Below are 17,316 nucleotides of genomic sequence, written 5' to 3' on the forward strand. Positions count from 1 at the left end.
CTTGCATAGGTTATTTTAAAGAGCTTATAATGTTAGATCTCGTGTATTTTAAAAATCATAGGTGTTTACAGTTTAGTAAAGTAAGGAGAATCAGCTTATACATTACCGGCATGAGCTACCAACATAAAAAGGAAATTGCGAAAGGCCAAGACCAAAAACACCAATCAAAAACTAAAAAAACAAATTGAAGACAATATAAAATTTCACGGACTAAAAAGAGTGTCCCCTTTTGTATAGTCCTATTATAGCCGCAAAGTTTATTCTCTCTAAACTACATACTCTAAGAATATCAGGAAATATGATCTTAACATTCAAGGGGGGGTAGTCTCTATTATCGATAAGTAGTATCATAAACTGTGGGGCTCTTTATGCACCAAACCTCACTATACAAAGGTTTTAAAATACGAATGAAAGCTGGCAATATTCATTATAATTGCGAAAATGATCTCCCAAAGAAAATTGCTCTTTTTCCTTTAGAAGGTGCGCTCTTATTGCCAGGAGGTTTTTTATCGCTCAACATTTTTGAACCAGAAGCTCTCGAAATGGTTGAAGACGTTATGGCATCCAACCGTTTGTTAGGTATTATTCAACCACTTTCTTCAGGAACAGACTATTTCCCCATACAGCTTTATAAAATGGGCTGTATAGGTCGCATCACACACTACAACGAAACAGGAAATGGGCAGCTTTTCATTATCCTACAAGGTGTTTGCCGCTTTACTTTAGAACAAGAACTCGTGAACACAAAATCCTATCGGATTGCTCTCGTCCAATCAAACATACAAGACCTACAAGAAGCAGAATTTTCAGAAAGCATTAATCGAGAAAACTTACTCAACATTGTTGAGCAATATCTCATCATACATGAAATAGAATATAATTGGAGCAATATCATACAAACGCCTACGCCTATATTGGTGAATGCTTTTTCATCGCTTATTCCTTTTACACCCGCAGAAAAACAAGCTCTGTTAGAAGCTCCTGATATTGGAAGCCGTGCCCAGACTCTTCTCGCTTTAACTGAACGCTCTCTTATAAAACAAACAGGAGCATATCACTATTTAAACTAATGGATGTTAAAACATGAAGAAAATGATCACTGATCCCAAAATGCTCGAATTGCTGGTTTGCCCAATTACAGGAGGAACTCTCTCTTTGAACCGAAAAACACAGGAATTAATTTCGCTTAAAGCAAAACTCGCCTATCCTATTCGCGACGGTGTTCCCGTTATGCTTGCCTCCGAAGCCCGTCCTTTGCAAAATAATGAAAAAGAACTCTATAAAAAATAAGAAAGTTCTATTCAATTTTCCTTTTACAATAAACTGTTATCAATCTAGTTTTCCATAAAGAAATATTCTTTATGGACGTAGTTTTTTTTTCAATAGTTAGCACTTTTAAAAAAGTAGTTTCATAACAAATCAACACATTATTTTTTATTTACCACTAATGTTACGCTGTTTTTGTATGAAGACAGTTCATAAAAAAGTATATTGAGTTCTTTCTCAAAAAATTTTTGATTCTGAATGTGCAGAGATACCCTCATTTTTTATAAAGAAGAGAAGATTTAGATAAAACGAAGGATAAAGGATGGAATAAAACCATAGGATTTCAAATTTATAATGTAACGAAGATGCACATAGAAAATGATATCACATTGATCACCAACAGGAGTGGTTTAAAAAACTTTATTGCCCATGTCGTAAAGCTTAGTCTCCTTCTCACTCTCAAGGATAAAAACTTAATCCTTACTCATTCGATTACATGATTGATTTCTCTCAACGTATTCCACTTGGTGCCCACTAATATCATTCACTCCATAAGCTCACTGGACAAGCCCTGCCCTAAATATTATGTTCAACTTTAGATTTCTACATTTTAAGTTGGTGAAAAAAAAACTAAAACAAGACAGAGACAACGTTATATTTTTAATATACATAAATGCGCCTTATATGACCATACAACAAGACAATGTTTACAATACTACCGACCCTGTTTTTGAAAAGAAATCAATTGTAATCGTTCAAAATGCGATGACAATCTTGGCAACAAGTAATTTAAATGCATAAACTACAAAACATTATCTTAGCGTCTCATTTTAATTTTTAAAATTTACGTTTTGTCAATCAAACAGAATTTGCAAAGAAATAATATATCCCAAGCAACATTTTAATCACAATATAAAGCGTTTAATTATCATGAGTAGTTTTTTGGAAAATCTATGTAAAGTTCTATGCATTTGGATCAATAAATCTGACCATCTGAACCAAAAGGCAGTACAAAAATCCCAAATAAGCACTTAAAAATAATCTCAAATGCCGCCTCAAAACCGCTGTTCTTCGTAGTATTTTTGAAACCAACGAAACACGAGAAAAAGCGCAAGAAGAATATCTTTAAAAATAATGAAAGCTCTCTGCCGCTTTTAAAAACCAAATTGAAAGACACTTCAAGCTCTTAAACTCTTCTGAAAGTGCACATCAAAAACAAGATCTTAAAAACACTCCTTCTATCGATATAAAATGACGCCAAAGAGTACCTTCAATGGCGATAAATAAATTGTAAACAAAAAAAACTGAAAGCCTTAACAGATAGATTTTTAAGATAAATACATAAAACCACGAGTCAAAAATCTAAACTGTTTATCTTTTAAAATCAAAATCATTTCGGCATGCATGATTTTTACAAACGAAAACGGCATTTATACTTAACCTCACTTTCTTTTTTCCTTTTTTCACAGCTGAATTTTTCCAATTTGTTAAAACCCATTTGAGCCCCCCTGAAATGTCTTGCTCTGCAAAATTTTTTGAAAACGCCACTGCAGATTTTATTTTAAAATATCCTATTGATTAAAAACGATGCATAGAAAAAAAATGATATAAATTCCATTAAAATAGAGAGACACATTGCAATGGTTGCGTTTAAATTTTGAAAAAAAGCAACCAAAACAACTGTTGTATTGTAACTCTGATTGATGATTTAAGGAAATTATCCTATGAATAAGTTTGTAGTTTTGATCGTATACGCAGCGATCAATAGGACCTGGAGGCTCTAACATCGAACATAGAATAAATCTGCTTTGCGGGTATCCTAGAATTTCCAAGGTTTTTGTTATATACAAGTGCTATAAGTACTATAAAGTAAGAAGCTGATTTGATGCCAGTACTTCTAGACCCCAGAAGACCAACGCGAAGGCGTTCACTATCGGTGGGCGGCTTTCAAAGTGCGAACCCAAAATTCACATTTTAATGATATCTCTGTAGGCAAAAAAATCGCTTCAGAAGAAGCATCATAGGATTTTTTCAAAAACAATTAGGTTGTCATTTAAGCGCCATTTTCCAACAAATTCAAAAGTATGAAAAAGGAATAAATCGCGTAAGTGCAGAACACTTGCAGGAAATTGCCGATAGACTGAATGTTACTGTTTTTTTCTTTTATGCTGATATTTCAACAAAAGCAGATATTCTCTACCATGATAACGACAAAGTATCAAACAAAGTAGAACACTTTCTTTTGAAAAATTTCAGAGGGCTTAACTCCAAAAAAACAAACGGCAATCTTGCGGTTGATTTCTGATTAAGAAGACATCTTCTTATTTTCATGATTTGCATGAACGTTTCTTCAATAAACGCCTTTATCACATGAAAAGAACTTATGAAATAAGAATAAACATCACAAAATAAAATAGGGAACAGCACAGAAGAAAATCAGATCACAAACCTCCATTTTAACCTGCACATAAAAAACATTTATCATAAGGCAATATAAAAAACTTTACCAGCACAAGGCATGATACAATCGTTACAAAATTCAAACTTCTCAAGCTAAACAATTGACAGAAGATAAGCAATTCACTAGATTGCGGTGCTGTCAAGGAGATATTCATGCAGCTTGGCATAAAATATTCAGGCTTTCTTAGCTCTTAAAAACCAGCAGGATGATACATTCGAAATCAACCAACCTGTGTTGGTGTGGGTTGTGATTGACATGCACAAAAATGAGGCCTTTTAAAAGCCTACAATATTATGATTTAATTCCTGGCCAACTCGCCCTCTCCTGGGTATAGCCCAGGGAAGAAAAATAGAGAGAACAGGAGTATGGAAAATGAGTTTTAAAGTTGCAATTGTCGGCGCAACTGGAAATGTTGGTCGTGAAATGCTAACAATTCTCGAGGAACGTGGTTTTCCTACTCATGAAATCGTTCCTTTAGCTTCACGCCGCTCCCTAGGGCAAAGTGTTTCTTATGGTGACAAAACTTTAAAAGTCAAAGCGCTTGATACGTACGATTTTTCCGATACAGACCTATGCCTCATGTCTGCTGGAGGGAGTATTTCCAAAGAATATGCTCCTAAAATCGCGGGGGCTGGCTGTGTGGTAATCGACAATTCATCTACTTGGCGCTATGATAGCAATATTCCGTTGATTGTACCTGAAGTGAATGCACAAGCCATTGATCAATTTTCCAAGCGCAATATTATAGCTAACCCAAATTGTTCAACAATTCAACTTGTCTTAGCTTTAAAACCTCTCCATGAGGCAGCACACATTAAACGTGTTGTTGTGTCCACTTATCAATCGGTTTCCGGAGCCGGTAAAAAAGGGATGGATGAGCTCTTTGAACAATCACGAGCAGTTTTTGTTGCAGACCCAATCACATCAAAAAAATTCACCAAACGTATTGCCTTTAACGTCATTCCCCATATCGATGTTTTCATGGAAGATGGTTATACAAAAGAAGAGTGGAAAATGGCCGTTGAGACGAAGAAAATTCTTGATTCTAAGATCAAATTAACAGCAACAGCTGTTCGGGTTCCCGTCTTTATTGGTCATGCGGAAGCTGTTCATGTTGAATTTGAAAAACCACTAAGCGCCCCTGAAGCACAGAAGCTTCTACGCAATGCACCAAGCTGTCAGCTTATCGATAAACATGAAGATGGCGGCTATATAACGCCTTATGAAAGCACTGGTGAAAATGACACCTTTATTAGCCGTGTTCGTGAAGATATCACCGTTGAAAATGGCTTAGCTTTTTGGATTGTAGCTGACAATTTAAGAAAAGGAGCCGCATTGAACGCAGTTCAAATTGCTGAACTACTCATTTCTCATAATTTGATAAAACCAAAATCAGCAAACTAAACAAAAACGGCAGCATGAAGCAAAAACGCCTTATACTGCTGTATTTTTTTCCTATCACCGCAATAACAGTTGGATTTTCTGTATCCTTATGGCACGGGATAGGTCACAACACGGTAACGCGTTTCATTGCGTTCAAAATTTCTGTAATTGACATCATACGGGAAAAAGGGATTATAAGCGCTCACACGCTTTACAGATACACCTTGTGCCTTTTTGGAGGGATTTAAAACTGTCCTTTCATCCCTTTTTTTGACAGTTGTAGAATCAATGACTATATCTTTTCTGTAAAATTTTTGTAGATTTTTTCGTGTTTTTTGAGGTACCGTAAGATTTTTAAAACTGGAAACAACCTGTTTTACTTTTTGCTTTTGTGCTTTTATCGTAGAATTTGGCTTCATGCGCATATGTGTAAAAGAGATCGTAGGAACATTATTAACATTTAAATAACGTGCAGATACCCAACCGACCTTTCTATTATAGGAAAGTAAGCACCAAGATTTATTGGAAAGACAACCATTAATTTGCACTTTTGCTCCTGTTGAAGCAGTTGTAGTAACTTTGTAAGTTGTCGCTGGACCTATGCGTAGAACTGCCTGACCTGATGCGACGCGAGCAACTGTTGAAACTGCCGCATGAGAAGCAGTCATTTCAAACCCCGATCCCCCCAAAATCAACAAAATCATTGTGATTGATAAAAAATCCTTTTTTAACATTATTTTTCTTCCTCTCCAAAGTGTGAAGGACAAAATATAGACTTTTGCAAAAATGTACCCTGTTTCAATTTTGCCCTGTTTCAATCAAGTGGTGATCGATTTTTGATCTCCTTAAAGAGATGCAGCACATTTCGAAAAAAGCTCTCTTAACTCTATCCCCTAAGCCATACACACGGCCTATTATCTTGATTGCGCAATATTCTCCTCATGAATTTACTGATAAAAACCCATTTGATTGCTTAGCGATTTAGCCAATCGTTACTTTAAAAAAGTTTTGAAATTGCCTTTGGTTCCAAAAAAAGAATTATAATAGAAGAATTTATTGCCAGAATTTTGGAGAAAGACTGCCCATTCATCATATTATTTTTCAAGAATGCTTACAGTATTAGAAAAAAATAATATTATTTTTTGAATAAAAATGATTGAATATTCTATAAAGCTTTTATAGTCTCAAACCTCCCTAAAATAGTACAGAGTACATTGAATCTTCTCTCGAAGAATCTCTTAAGAAAAGAACAAGAAAGATAAAAGCACATGAAATTCAAGCAATTATCCCGAAATGCTATAATTGGATTACTTTTTTCTCTTTTTGCACTTTTATTGTCTCCTGTCTTTTCTATGGCAGCAAATAAATCAAACATTAAGCTCGGTGTTATGGAAGGACAGGAAGCGACTATTTGGAAAACCGCTGCAAAACAAGCTAAAAGAGCTGGTTTAAATATTGAACTTGTTTATTTTTCTGACTACACCCTACCTAACGATGCTGTTCACGCTGGAGAGATTGATGCGAATGCTTTTCAGCACACTCCTTATCTTAATAATCAAATTAAACAACGTGGTTACAAACTTTCAATTGCTGGATATACGTTTCTTACTCCGATAGGTGTTTATTCTCACAAAATCAAAGAGTTAAAAGAACTGCGTGATGGAGCACATATTGGCATTCCTAACGATCCCTCAAACGGTGGAAGAGCCTTATTGCTTCTCAATTCTCTAGGTCTCATTAAGTTAAAAGATCCTCACGATATTCTCGCATCTCCACTTGATATTGTTGAAAACCCTAAAAACTTGCAAATCCGTGAATTAGATGCCGGTATGTTAGGACGAGCGATCGATGATTTCGATATTGCGATTATAAACACAAACTGGGCTTTGATCTCTGGACTAAACTTACAAACAGATGCTATTGCATGGGAGAAAGCAGAAAATAACCCTTATAATAATATTATTGTTGTGCGCACTATCGACAAAGATGAACCGTGGGTCAAACAATTAGTTTCTGCCTACAATAGTGAACCTGTCCGAGTAAAAATCAAAGAAGTTTTTGGCATGGCAGCCCAAACATCTTGGTAATTGTGAATGGAGAATCCTAGCCTTATCTTTCTAAAAAATATCAGCCGTTGTTTTAGCACAACGGCTGATGTTCGTGCTATTGATAATTTATCTTTGAATATCCATGCAGGTGAAATTCTTGGAATTATCGGACGTAGTGGAGCAGGAAAATCAACACTTATTCGTTGTTTAAATGGATTAGAGCGAATTGACGCGGGGTCCATTTTTTTTGAAGGTGTGAATGTTTCAAATCTGTCAGAAACAGAATGGGCACCTTATCGTCAACGCATTGGCATGATTTTTCAACATTTTAATCTTTTATCATCGCAAAATGTTCTTAATAACATTGCATTACCCCTTAAGTTAACCGGTATAAATAAAAAACAGCGCCACAAACGTGCCCTTGAGTTGATTGAATTAGTAGGGTTATGTGGTAAGGAATACTGTTATCCAGTAGAACTTTCAGGGGGACAAAAACAACGTGTTGGTATTGCACGCGCTCTAGCCGCTAATCCCAAAATATTGTTATCAGATGAAGCAACCTCTGCTCTTGATCCTGAAACAACGCAATCTATTTTAGAACTTCTTGCCGATATTAACAAACGCCTCAATCTTACTATTGTGCTCATTACCCATGAAATGGAAGTTGTGCGCGCTATTGCGCATCGTGTTATTGTCCTCAATCAAGGACGCATTGTGGAAGAAGGGCATGTGAAAGATATTTTTACATCACCGCAAGATGATACGACTATTGCCATGCTTAAACTTGTCACTCCACAACTTCCTGAGAAATTTGCAAAAAATCTTAAACCAAGAGGCCAAGAAGCTGTTATTGAAATCAATATTGCAGGTGAAATTGCCCAACAACCTTTTCTCAATCTTCTGGAAAATGAAATCGGTTTAAGAGCACGTATTTTGCATGGTGGTATTGATACAGTCCAAGGTGAAACCATTGGGCGTCTCTTCTTAGGTCTTCCTGCACAAGATCAAGAAACTTTTAAAAAAGCCGTTCAGTGGTTAACCAGAAAAGGGCGATATTGTGAGGTTTTAGGTTATGTTTAATGTTCTCTCTCAGGAACTTCCCCAAGCCGTTTTCGATACAGTATTGATGACGATAAGTGCTTCTGTGATGGCATTTATTATAGGGCTTCCACTTGGTCTGCTTCTTTATACAACCGCACGTGGAGGAATTTTTGCCTCATATCTCATCAATCGCCCTCTGAGCATTATGATTGACAGTATTCGTGCCATTCCCTTTATTATTCTTGCATTTTATCTTCTACCCCTTACCCGTATAGTTGTAGGAAGAGGTGTAGGAATGCCTTCGGTGATTTTTGTTCTTACCATTTCAGCTATTCCTTTTTATGCAAGAATGGCGGAACTCTCTTTTAAAACTGTCGAGAATGGCCTGATTGAAGCTGCGCGTTCCATGGGAGCAAATCAACTTCAAATTATCAGACATGTTCTCATCCCTGAAGCACTCCCTAGTCTGATTACAGGTTTTACTGTTATGGTGATTTCTCTTATCGGAGCCACTTCACTTGCTGGATATCTCGGCGGAGGCGGTTTAGGGGATATGGCAATCCGCTATGGCTATCAGCGTTATAATACCTCCATTATGACAATAGTTATTATTCTTTTGATCATTCTGAATGTTATTACCCAATGGTCTTCTGATAAAATTGTACAAAAATTAGATAAAAAAAAGCATTAAAACAATTGAGAAATTTTTTTACTTCTCACCAACCATAGCAACTTTCTTTCTTACTCTTGCATTTTACCTTTCTCCCCTTATCCCTACAGTTACGATCGTAGAAAGAGATGTAGGAATACTGTAAAGTGATTTTTGTTCTCACCATTTCAGCCATTCCTTTTTATGCACAAATAGCATAACTCTCTTTTAAAACTGTCGAGAATGGCCTGATTGAAGCTGCATGTTCCATGGGAGCAAGCCAACTTAAAATTATCACAGGCATGTTCTCGTTCCTGAAGCGTTCTCTAGTCTGATTACCGGTTTTACTGTTATGGTGATTTCTCTTATAAGTCTTGTAGAGAATGGATGAGAAAAAAGAGAGAGAAAATTATCCAGAGGTAATGGGGAACTTCAACCTATATCTTAGCTTTGACCGGAGACATAAAAAGCCTATTTTTCTATAAAGATACAGTGCTGTTCTAAATTAGTTTGTACAACAATAAGCACATTCTCCTTTACCTCCCCCTATGCCCTAGAATAGTCTCTGCTACCTCATAAGGGACATCCATCATTTCAGCTAGCTAATCACATAAACCAGAACGAAAACCATGTGGACATGCACCAAGATCAATTTGTTGCAATGAATTGTGACAAGAAATTTGCAGCAAAGGAGTTATGACCGGTTGCAGAAAGAAATCATTGCGAGATAAAAATAAAAAAAGCGCGTGTCCCAGAATTTTCAGAGCTTCTAATGATAAAGGAACGCAAAACTCTGTTGTCGCATCACGCTTTCCTTTCATAGTTTTAACAGGAATTGTCCAATATAGCGCCGTCAATCTGCTCTTTATGAATATGACGCAAAGAATCTGTACTTCTCCCTGTAAGAATAAGAAAACGCGAAGCCAGATGTGTTATGCTTGTTGTTTCGCAAAGTATTTTATAAAAAGCCGAGATATTTCTCCAATCCATAGCCGGTCTATTAGTGGTTCTATAGCGTTGTTTTCCCAATAAAGCTTTTGCTGTTACCTGTAAATCAACATCTAAACTTAGCACAGCAGCATGTTTGAAACAAAGGTTAAAGCGATTTAGTATTTTCTCTGCTGATGCAGCTTTTGTATGCCCGATTGGAGCAAGAAACATTGCGCATATCTGTTTGTGTAATCTCTGAAAGGGATAAACAACCTAATTTAGGGGAAATATGAAGTTGTAAATATAGAAATCAGTTATCCAGCCTTACCATCACCCTTTAATTCTTCAGTTTTACAGCTTTCAAAAGCATTGAAAAGCAATATCTTTTAAATAATAGAGAACGCGCAGTACCTCACGCTTTTGTTTCTCACGCTCTTAATAGGGTTACACTCCTCGCAAAACAGAACGCTATTGTGTTGCCAATATAACACACTTGTTTTAAAAAGATGTCTATCAGTGCGCAAAAACTCATTTCATGATGGCGCCCGTGAAGGATATAATAGTAAAGTCATTGGGCACCACCCTCTTTACACTTGTGAAGGAGTAAGCTAGCATTGCTATTCTCTTTGTCAGCTCAAAATGTTGCGATAACCCTTACCTTGAGACGATTCATCTGAAGCATTCTTACTCCTTTCTTCAAGTGTTTTTCACCCATACGCGAACCCTATTTGTGACGTACAAGCGAATGGCTTTGAATGATTCACTACGAGAGAGTTTGAAAGGAGAGAATCTTATGATATTCGGATCTCTCATTCAAATTGAAAAACGATTAAATTATCTTTATAAAGCAATGTTTTTTTCTTAATCAGAGCCATTTCGCGTGCTGGATATCTCGGCTGAGACGATTTGGGGAATACGGCGATCTGCATGGCTATCAGTGTTATAATATCTCCATTATAACAATAGTTATTATTCTTTTGATCACTCTTTATGTTACGCTCCAAGAGTCTTCTGATAAAATTGCACAGAAAGTGAACAAAACAAAGCACTAAAACAATTTAAGAATTTATATACTTCTCTCCAACCATAGCAACAACAAGCCATTGAGCAGTAAGAGCTGGTTTTTTAAACTGTTCAATTTCCATCGTAGCTCCATAATGAAAAACCACCCGTCCAGAAGAACGAATCTCAGCATTATTTAAAACAAAACGCGCACGGACCCTTTTGCCTGTTTTAACGGGACTCATAAAGCGTACTTTATCAAAACCATAATTAATGCCCATTGTTACACCTTCCAACTCTGGCAGGGCCTCATAAGCTAGAGTAGACAAAAGTGATAATGTTAAAAAGCCATGAGCAATAGTGCCACCAAAATGCGTTTTTTTAGCCTTTTCCTCATCTACGTGGATCCATTGATGATCATCTGTTGCGCATGCAAATTGATTAATCATATCCTGTGTAACAAGGCGCCACTGCGATAATCCTATTTCTTTCCCAATAAAATTGGCTACATCTTGTACTGCTATTTTTTGCTGCATAACGCCTTTTCCTGTTTTATTTGATAAAACTCCCCAAAATCTCTTGCTTTTATAAAACCCATTGATTAGAGCATCAAGAGTAAAAGATGAACTGTTTTAAAAGCAAATGGGGCTTATGAATAAGAAAACATCTCTTTTAGTAAAGTAATTTTCAAATAGGAAAAAATGATGGCAAGCAATGTGAGCCTAACAGGTTTGGCGCGTGATTTAAAGCAGCATGCAGAAAACCATCCCCCCATCCGTATTGGATTGATTGGTTGTGGTGAAATGGGAACAGATTTTCTCTCAAGTATTGCGCATATGAATGGTATAACGGTTGCAGCTGTTGCTACCCGAACACCCTCTCGTATTTTTGATGCTGCTAGATTAGCCTATGGCGAAGAAGGGCATGTACGTGAAGTTGAAAATGCCAGCGCTCTAACCCGAACTATCGAAAAAGGTTTGATTGCAGCCACAAATGATATTGATCTTGTTTTAGGCCATGAGCAAATTGATATTATCGTTGATGCAACAGGCTATCCTGAAGCTGGAGCAGAAATTGGCTTCAAAGCGCTTGAAAACAACAAAAACCTTGTCATGATGAATGTTGAAGCGGATGTTACCATTGGTGCTTATCTAAAACATGAAGCAGAAAAACGAGGTCTCGTTTATACACTTGGTGCTGGTGATGAACCTACCTCTTGCATGGAACTCATTGAATTTATTTCAGCCCTTGGACATAAGATTGTTGCAGCTGGAAAAGGCAAAAACAATCCACTTATCTTTGATGCCACACCTGATGCTTATGAAGAAGAAGCACTAAAACGTAATATGAATGTGCGCATGTTAGTTGAATTTATTGATGGTTCCAAAACGATGGTTGAAATGGCAGCAATTGCCAATGCAACGGGGCTTCTCCCTGATTGCCCAGGAATGCATGGCCCACAAGCGGCACTACAAGATTTAAGCAAAATACTTATCCCTAAACAAGATGGTGGTATTTTAGAGCAGTGTGGCGTTGTGGATTATTCAATAGGTTCAGGCATTTCCCCAGGTGTTTTTGTCATTGCAGAAATAGCACACCCACGACTAAGGGAACGTATGGAAGATTTAAAAATGGGTCAAGGACCTTACTTTACCTTTCATCGCCCCTATCATCTAACAGCAATGGAAGTTCCTCTCACCTGTGCACGCGTTATGCTTTATGGTAGAAAAGATATGGCACCACTAAACCACCCTGTAGTGGAAGTTTGTGCCGTTGCTAAGAAAGATTTGTATCCTGGTGATCAGTTAGACTTTATCGGTCTTTATAGTTATCGCGCTTGGATAATGAATATTGCAGAAGCACGCATGCGCCAAGCCATTCCTTGTGGACTACTGGAAAACGCAACAGTTACAGCTGAAATTAAAAAGAATGAACTTATTACGATTCATAATACCGCTATTCGCGAAGATCAGTGGATTGCACGTCTTCGCACCAAACAAGACCTTTTACTTAATGTTCACCCTTTCCTCGCTCATGCATAAGCAAAACCTTCTTATCTTTATAAACCAAAACATTGACTTATAAGAACAATTCATCACTTTTCCTCTTGAAGTCAGAGCACCAAAGAGCAAAAATTCTTGTTATTGCATCCCTCTGATTCAAAATTATAAAAACTATTTGAAAAAGAATTCAAGACACCTCTTATTACAAACCATCTCAAGACAAGAGCAGACAGACAACATTGGAAAGGTGCTCGCTTAACTTTATAAGCGTAAAGGTGATATTGCCCAAGAAATCCTGTGTTATACTCTCCACGATCGCCGCCAAGAAAATAAAGTGTTTCTCTCAAAAAGAATCATAAAGGTGCAAACCTGCACTATCATGCTCTTTACCAACTCAAAATGTTGTGGCGTTACAGCCTTTACATTGAGACGGTTCATGAGAGGCATTTTTACTCCTTTCTTTAAATATTTTTATCCACACACCAAACCACGCTTGTGACGTGTAAACAAATAATTTTGATTGATTCAATATAAACAAATTTAAAATGACAGAACTTTACGATATTCGTAGTTCTAATTCAAGTTGCAAAACAATAAATTATTATTATAAAATAAAGTGTTGGTTTGAACAGTGTAATGGTGCGTTCTTCTTCATGAATTGCCTTAAAAGAATACCACAAACATAGGCTTGAGAAACCGCGCAATTCCTACAATTAAAAAATATTGCTTTCTCTCTGCTTTTGCAAGCCATAAAGCTGAACTTAAAAAGAAACAGTGAAATAGATAAGGATTTGTACCTTCTCCTGTTTTTCAGTTATTGGAAAACAGGAACAAGCTTTTTAAAGAGCTATCAGCTTTAAAAGAAAGCACTCTGAAGCTTACTTTTTAGGAAAAATATTATTAGAGTTTACTGAAGCATATCAAGAAAATATTTTATACGTTTTCAATAATCCCAACCAACATCTCTTTCCCCTTATCGGATTCAGCATGACTGATTTAGATATTGATTCTTCAAAAATAATGAAGTGATACGGAACATACAAACAAAAGAGAGATCTCCTACCAAATTTAACAGAACAAAGTCATAATAGATACTATAACATCACGCACATTTGCCATAACCAAAGAAGCTAACAATGAAACAAAACCAATAGCGCCCCAAAGTATATCAAATAAAGAGTCTTTCTCGACTTTCCTCAAAGAGAATTAACTTATTTCTCACGTCCCCTAGCATCCTCGATAACAAGCACATCTACCGACCTCATACCTGCATTTTTCTCTAATACAACAACAACCCCTCTTTATTGAATACGCATATTACTTTCTACGGTTTATACAAAAAGAATAAATACTGTATAAAAACATAAGTATACACAATTTTAAAATATTTTGAACATAGCTTTCTTTTGCTCCTCTTTTTCTTCACTGAAGAAGTGAAAACTATTCAAATATATAAAAACATAATTTTCATTTAAGCATTTAATTTTAATATATAACACAGTTTGATATATTATATTATATGTATAATACATTATGTGTTATATGTAAAGACATATAAAATAAAATAATTAAAATTTTCAAAAAAAATTTATTCATCAAAGATAGAAATTACAAATAATTAATAAATGCATCAGAAAAATTCTTTCCTTAAAGAGAAATACAGGACGATCTATCTGAAATTCGTAATATCATAGAAACCAATATTGGTAAAAAAATTAATCATAAATCAAATGCGTTATTATAGATTTAATCAGCTATTACTAAAAATCACACCTCAAAAAATCAAATTCTATTGCTAATATGTAGCGAATTATCATTAGAAAAATCTTTACAAAGATATCTTTTATAAAAAGAAGTAATGATACACTTATCAAACGCTTTTATATGCGAATTGCAAATTAAAGAATAAAATACTTTTCTTATTTTCCTTAAGATCAAAAGAGTCTATTCATTTAAAAAAATCATAAATTGACTACAACTCTCATTAATCATTCTTCATATTCAATGAAAACAGCTAATAAATGGAGTTTTTCTCATTTTATCCTCTCTGATTCAGAATCATTAAAAAAAAATTTGGCTTACACTTCATAAAATAAAGTAATGTGGAGTGGAAAATCTATTAAGAAAGGAATTAAGATTTCTATTATGATTTTTTTTAATAGAAAATCAGTGTAACATTAAAAAATGTGAATATAGTAATAGCCTTTGTCTATTATTTCACTTATCTGTTATTTCATCAACGTAAACTAAAATGTTGTTTAGTGGATTTTTCACTCTATCATTCAGAGACAAAACTGAGAAATGAGCTTTCTGATAAATAAAGAAATGACGCTAAAACAAATCCATATCCATGAAGAGCATCAACCATGGACTGCTATTCTTCTACAAAACAGCTATAAACTATAAAAGAAAACTGAAGATCTCTATTTTCAAACAAAAAGACATCAATCGATATATTTTCAGCAATATATATTCAGAAAACACCCTATAATGACTTTAGTAAAACAATACAACAACACTCTTATTTGATTACAATGTAAACCGCTCAAGAGATTGCTTTTCAAAAATAACAAAATACCAATAAAATAAGGAAATTAACTAGATTTACAACAACAGCACGAAAAACATTAAAGTGCTAGGCACACTAGTTGCAACCCAATAAAAAGAACATCATAAAAAATGAGATGAGCCCCCAAACTGCTGAAAAGATTTTTTTGCTTCACTTTCATAAAAGTTAATCTCTTTTTCTCTTCAAGAGTGCAGATCATCAGCATATCGATCATTTCAGTAACTCTATTTTCCTCCGGAGCAATAAGAAACATTACCTTTTGAAAGAAATCTTTCTCAATCTTTGCATAACTCTCTAAAGTTTGTGAAAAAAAGAAAATAAACACTGTGAAATATATAAAAACAAACGATTTTTAAATCCTTTAAACATAGCTTCTTTGCTCCTCTTTATTCTTTACCGAAAAAGTGCAAGACTATTCACAGTTATAAAAACCAAAATCGTATTTAAGCAGCTATTTCAAAATATAAAGTATAATACGATATATTACAAAAGGGATGCTTTTTCATAGAGTGATTACATTATGTATCCAATGTAAAGACATAATTAAAATTTTAAAAAAACAATTGATCAAAGACATGAAGGAGAATTGCTGGAAAAAGCAACCAGGAAACTGCGTTTTGAAGTATCCTCTTAAGTAAGTTTGCCGAAAAGTCAGCGCACCATGAAAAGCGATATTGAAAATATCAATGCACATAAAAAACAAAACACACTATTTTATTAAAAGACTACAAGTTAAACTCTATCGCTCATCTCTACCAAAACATCATCGCTAAAAACCTTGAGAAAATTCATTTTAGTACAAGAGAAAACAATACATTATTAAGCACTTTCAAACATAAATCAAAAAACTCAATAATTCACTCCTTTTAGTCAATAACAAAAAGACTCTCTTTCTTATAATGACGCAGACGCAAGAGAAATTTTTATAGATAAAAAGAAATATACTATGCTTGCATTTCTTTATTATTTTTTTCATTCTTCATATTTTCATCAGTTTTGGTAAGTGTAATAACAGCTAAAACGAAAAATTTTCCTCACTTTCAAATAAAGTGTATCATTCTTCGGAACATCCAGCGATAGACCTGTTAACAGAATTGATATAAATATTGATTTATAAAAATAATTTATCGTTTTCTCACCTTAAATAAGAGCTCTGAATATCGTAAGATTCTCCCATCTCGCCCCCTCTCATGGTAAATCAATAAAAACCCTTCGTTTGCATCTCACAAGCAGGATTGGAGTGTGAATAAAAACACTTCAAGAAAGGAGTAAAAATGCCTCTCATGAACTATCTCAATACAAAGGTTGTCGAAACATTGTGAGCTTAACAAAGTAAAGAATGGTGCCAGCTTGTACTTTCGTAAGTATAAAGAGGGAGGTGCCAAATGGTTTTACCATTATACCCTCCACGAACACTGTTGTAAAATAAGATCGGGTGCATTAAGAGATGTTTCTATAAAAAAGCGCGTAAAGGTGCAACACAATGGCATGCACCCTACAATAATGCAAAGTATCTATGCTTTTAGCCCCCATTTTAATTCCCATCTTAATCATTTTATCAGCTGTTCAACGGTATTTATTCTTTAGCACGCTAGAGCGCATCAAGCTCTCTCTGATTACGTGACTTCATCTAATGCAGGTTCTACGCATTACTTTATAATCATTTTTCCTCATGAACATTAAAATCTGTTAATGCACTATATAAAATTGGCAAAAATAAACTTGTGCAACGAACGCTTTCTATCCTTTTGTCACATTGATACAATCCCCCTGATAAAGGAGAGCAAGAATCTTGATTTAAAAAAGTCTGTATAGCCACAATCTTCGCAATAATTTGTGTCTTTTCTTCAGACACTTCAACAAAAATACTCTAATTATTCTCTCTCCATAGAACAAAAAGAAGAATATTCGCAACTTTATCTCAACTTGAATTTTTAAGAGACAGATGAGAAAAATTTATTTTT

At 35.1% G+C, this 17,316-nt stretch carries 10 protein-coding genes and 2 pseudogenes; 9 read left to right on the forward strand and 3 right to left on the reverse strand.

What is annotated here, in order from left to right; translation table 11 throughout:
* Nucleotides 1-407: 407 nt before the first annotated feature.
* The 4 genes from O9A_RS06890 to O9A_RS06910 all read left to right on the forward strand — a co-directional run bounded on the left by O9A_RS06890 (nt 408) and on the right by O9A_RS06910 (nt 5,131).
* Nucleotides 408-1,070, forward strand: coding sequence for an LON peptidase substrate-binding domain-containing protein (locus O9A_RS06890; RefSeq protein WP_034459982.1), 663 nt, complete (start codon nt 408-410; stop codon nt 1,068-1,070).
* A gap of 13 nt (nt 1,071-1,083) precedes the next feature.
* The gene (locus O9A_RS06895) at nt 1,084-1,290 is read left to right on the forward strand and encodes a Trm112 family protein (protein WP_034459984.1); all 207 of its coding nucleotides are present in this window, start codon (nt 1,084-1,086) and stop codon (nt 1,288-1,290) included.
* Between the two features lie 2,071 nt (nt 1,291-3,361).
* Nucleotides 3,362-3,571: a hypothetical protein gene (locus O9A_RS08625; protein ID WP_342543793.1), complete on the forward strand. Its 210-nt coding sequence runs from the start codon at nt 3,362-3,364 to the stop codon at nt 3,569-3,571.
* 528 nt (nt 3,572-4,099) lie between these two features.
* A complete protein-coding gene (locus O9A_RS06910; protein WP_034459989.1) occupies nt 4,100-5,131 on the forward strand; it encodes an aspartate-semialdehyde dehydrogenase in 1,032 nt (343 codons plus the stop codon).
* Between the two features lie 86 nt (nt 5,132-5,217).
* Here O9A_RS06910 and O9A_RS06915 read toward each other — a convergent pair whose 3' ends face one another.
* On the reverse strand, nt 5,218-5,844 hold the full coding sequence (locus O9A_RS06915) for an SH3 domain-containing protein (protein ID WP_034460302.1): 627 nt from the start codon (nt 5,842-5,844) through the stop codon (nt 5,218-5,220).
* A 534-nt stretch (nt 5,845-6,378) separates the two neighbouring features.
* On the opposite strand from O9A_RS06915, the gene O9A_RS06920 reads away from it, so the two are divergent.
* The 4 genes and pseudogenes from O9A_RS06920 to O9A_RS08490 form a co-directional block, all read left to right on the forward strand.
* Nucleotides 6,379-7,197 carry a MetQ/NlpA family ABC transporter substrate-binding protein gene (locus tag O9A_RS06920; protein WP_034459993.1) on the forward strand — a complete coding sequence of 273 codons (819 nt, stop codon included), beginning with the start codon at nt 6,379-6,381 and terminating at the stop codon, nt 7,195-7,197.
* A gap of 6 nt (nt 7,198-7,203) precedes the next feature.
* Nucleotides 7,204-8,238, forward strand: a complete 1,035-nt coding sequence (locus tag O9A_RS06925) for a methionine ABC transporter ATP-binding protein (RefSeq protein WP_034459996.1) — start codon at nt 7,204-7,206, stop codon at nt 8,236-8,238.
* Complete coding sequence (locus tag O9A_RS06930) at nt 8,231-8,890, forward strand: methionine ABC transporter permease (protein ID WP_034459998.1); 660 nt, start codon at nt 8,231-8,233, stop codon at nt 8,888-8,890. The genes O9A_RS06925 and O9A_RS06930 overlap by 8 nt, the downstream gene beginning before the upstream one ends.
* Nucleotides 8,891-8,936: 46 nt before the next feature.
* Nucleotides 8,937-9,218 (forward strand): annotated as a pseudogene (locus O9A_RS08490) (ABC transporter permease subunit); the annotation flags it as partial.
* Nucleotides 9,219-9,319: 101 nt separating this feature from the next.
* Here the strand turns inward: O9A_RS08490 and O9A_RS06935 are convergent.
* Nucleotides 9,320-10,310 (reverse strand): annotated as a pseudogene (locus O9A_RS06935) (tyrosine-type recombinase/integrase).
* Between the two features lie 526 nt (nt 10,311-10,836).
* On the reverse strand, nt 10,837-11,316 hold the full coding sequence (locus O9A_RS06940) for a MaoC family dehydratase (protein WP_034460000.1): 480 nt from the start codon (nt 11,314-11,316) through the stop codon (nt 10,837-10,839).
* A gap of 168 nt (nt 11,317-11,484) precedes the next feature.
* On the opposite strand from O9A_RS06940, the gene O9A_RS06945 reads away from it, so the two are divergent.
* Nucleotides 11,485-12,822, forward strand: a complete 1,338-nt coding sequence (locus O9A_RS06945; RefSeq protein ID WP_034460003.1) for an NAD(P)H-dependent oxidoreductase — start codon at nt 11,485-11,487, stop codon at nt 12,820-12,822.
* The last annotated feature ends 4,494 nt before the right edge of the window (nt 12,823-17,316 follow it).

It is taken from the genome of Bartonella koehlerae C-29, assembly GCF_000706625.1.
GTDB lineage: Bacteria > Pseudomonadota > Alphaproteobacteria > Rhizobiales > Rhizobiaceae > Bartonella > Bartonella koehlerae.

Bases quoted from the DNA above. Each gene is read 5' to 3' on its own strand.
- O9A_RS06890 (WP_034459982.1), top strand. From the start codon at position 408: ATGAAAGCTGGCAATATTCATTATAATTGCGAAAATGATCTCCCAAAG.
- O9A_RS06895 (WP_034459984.1), top strand. From the start codon at position 1,084: ATGAAGAAAATGATCACTGATCCCAAAATGCTCGAATTGCTGGTTTGC.
- O9A_RS06910 (WP_034459989.1), top strand. From the start codon at position 4,100: ATGAGTTTTAAAGTTGCAATTGTCGGCGCAACTGGAAATGTTGGTCGT.
- O9A_RS06915 (WP_034460302.1), bottom strand. From the start codon at position 5,844: ATGTTAAAAAAGGATTTTTTATCAATCACAATGATTTTGTTGATTTTG.
- O9A_RS06920 (WP_034459993.1), top strand. From the start codon at position 6,379: ATGAAATTCAAGCAATTATCCCGAAATGCTATAATTGGATTACTTTTT.
- O9A_RS06925 (WP_034459996.1), top strand. From the start codon at position 7,204: ATGGAGAATCCTAGCCTTATCTTTCTAAAAAATATCAGCCGTTGTTTT.
- O9A_RS06930 (WP_034459998.1), top strand. From the start codon at position 8,231: ATGTTTAATGTTCTCTCTCAGGAACTTCCCCAAGCCGTTTTCGATACA.
- O9A_RS06940 (WP_034460000.1), bottom strand. From the start codon at position 11,316: ATGCAGCAAAAAATAGCAGTACAAGATGTAGCCAATTTTATTGGGAAA.
- O9A_RS06945 (WP_034460003.1), top strand. From the start codon at position 11,485: ATGGCAAGCAATGTGAGCCTAACAGGTTTGGCGCGTGATTTAAAGCAG.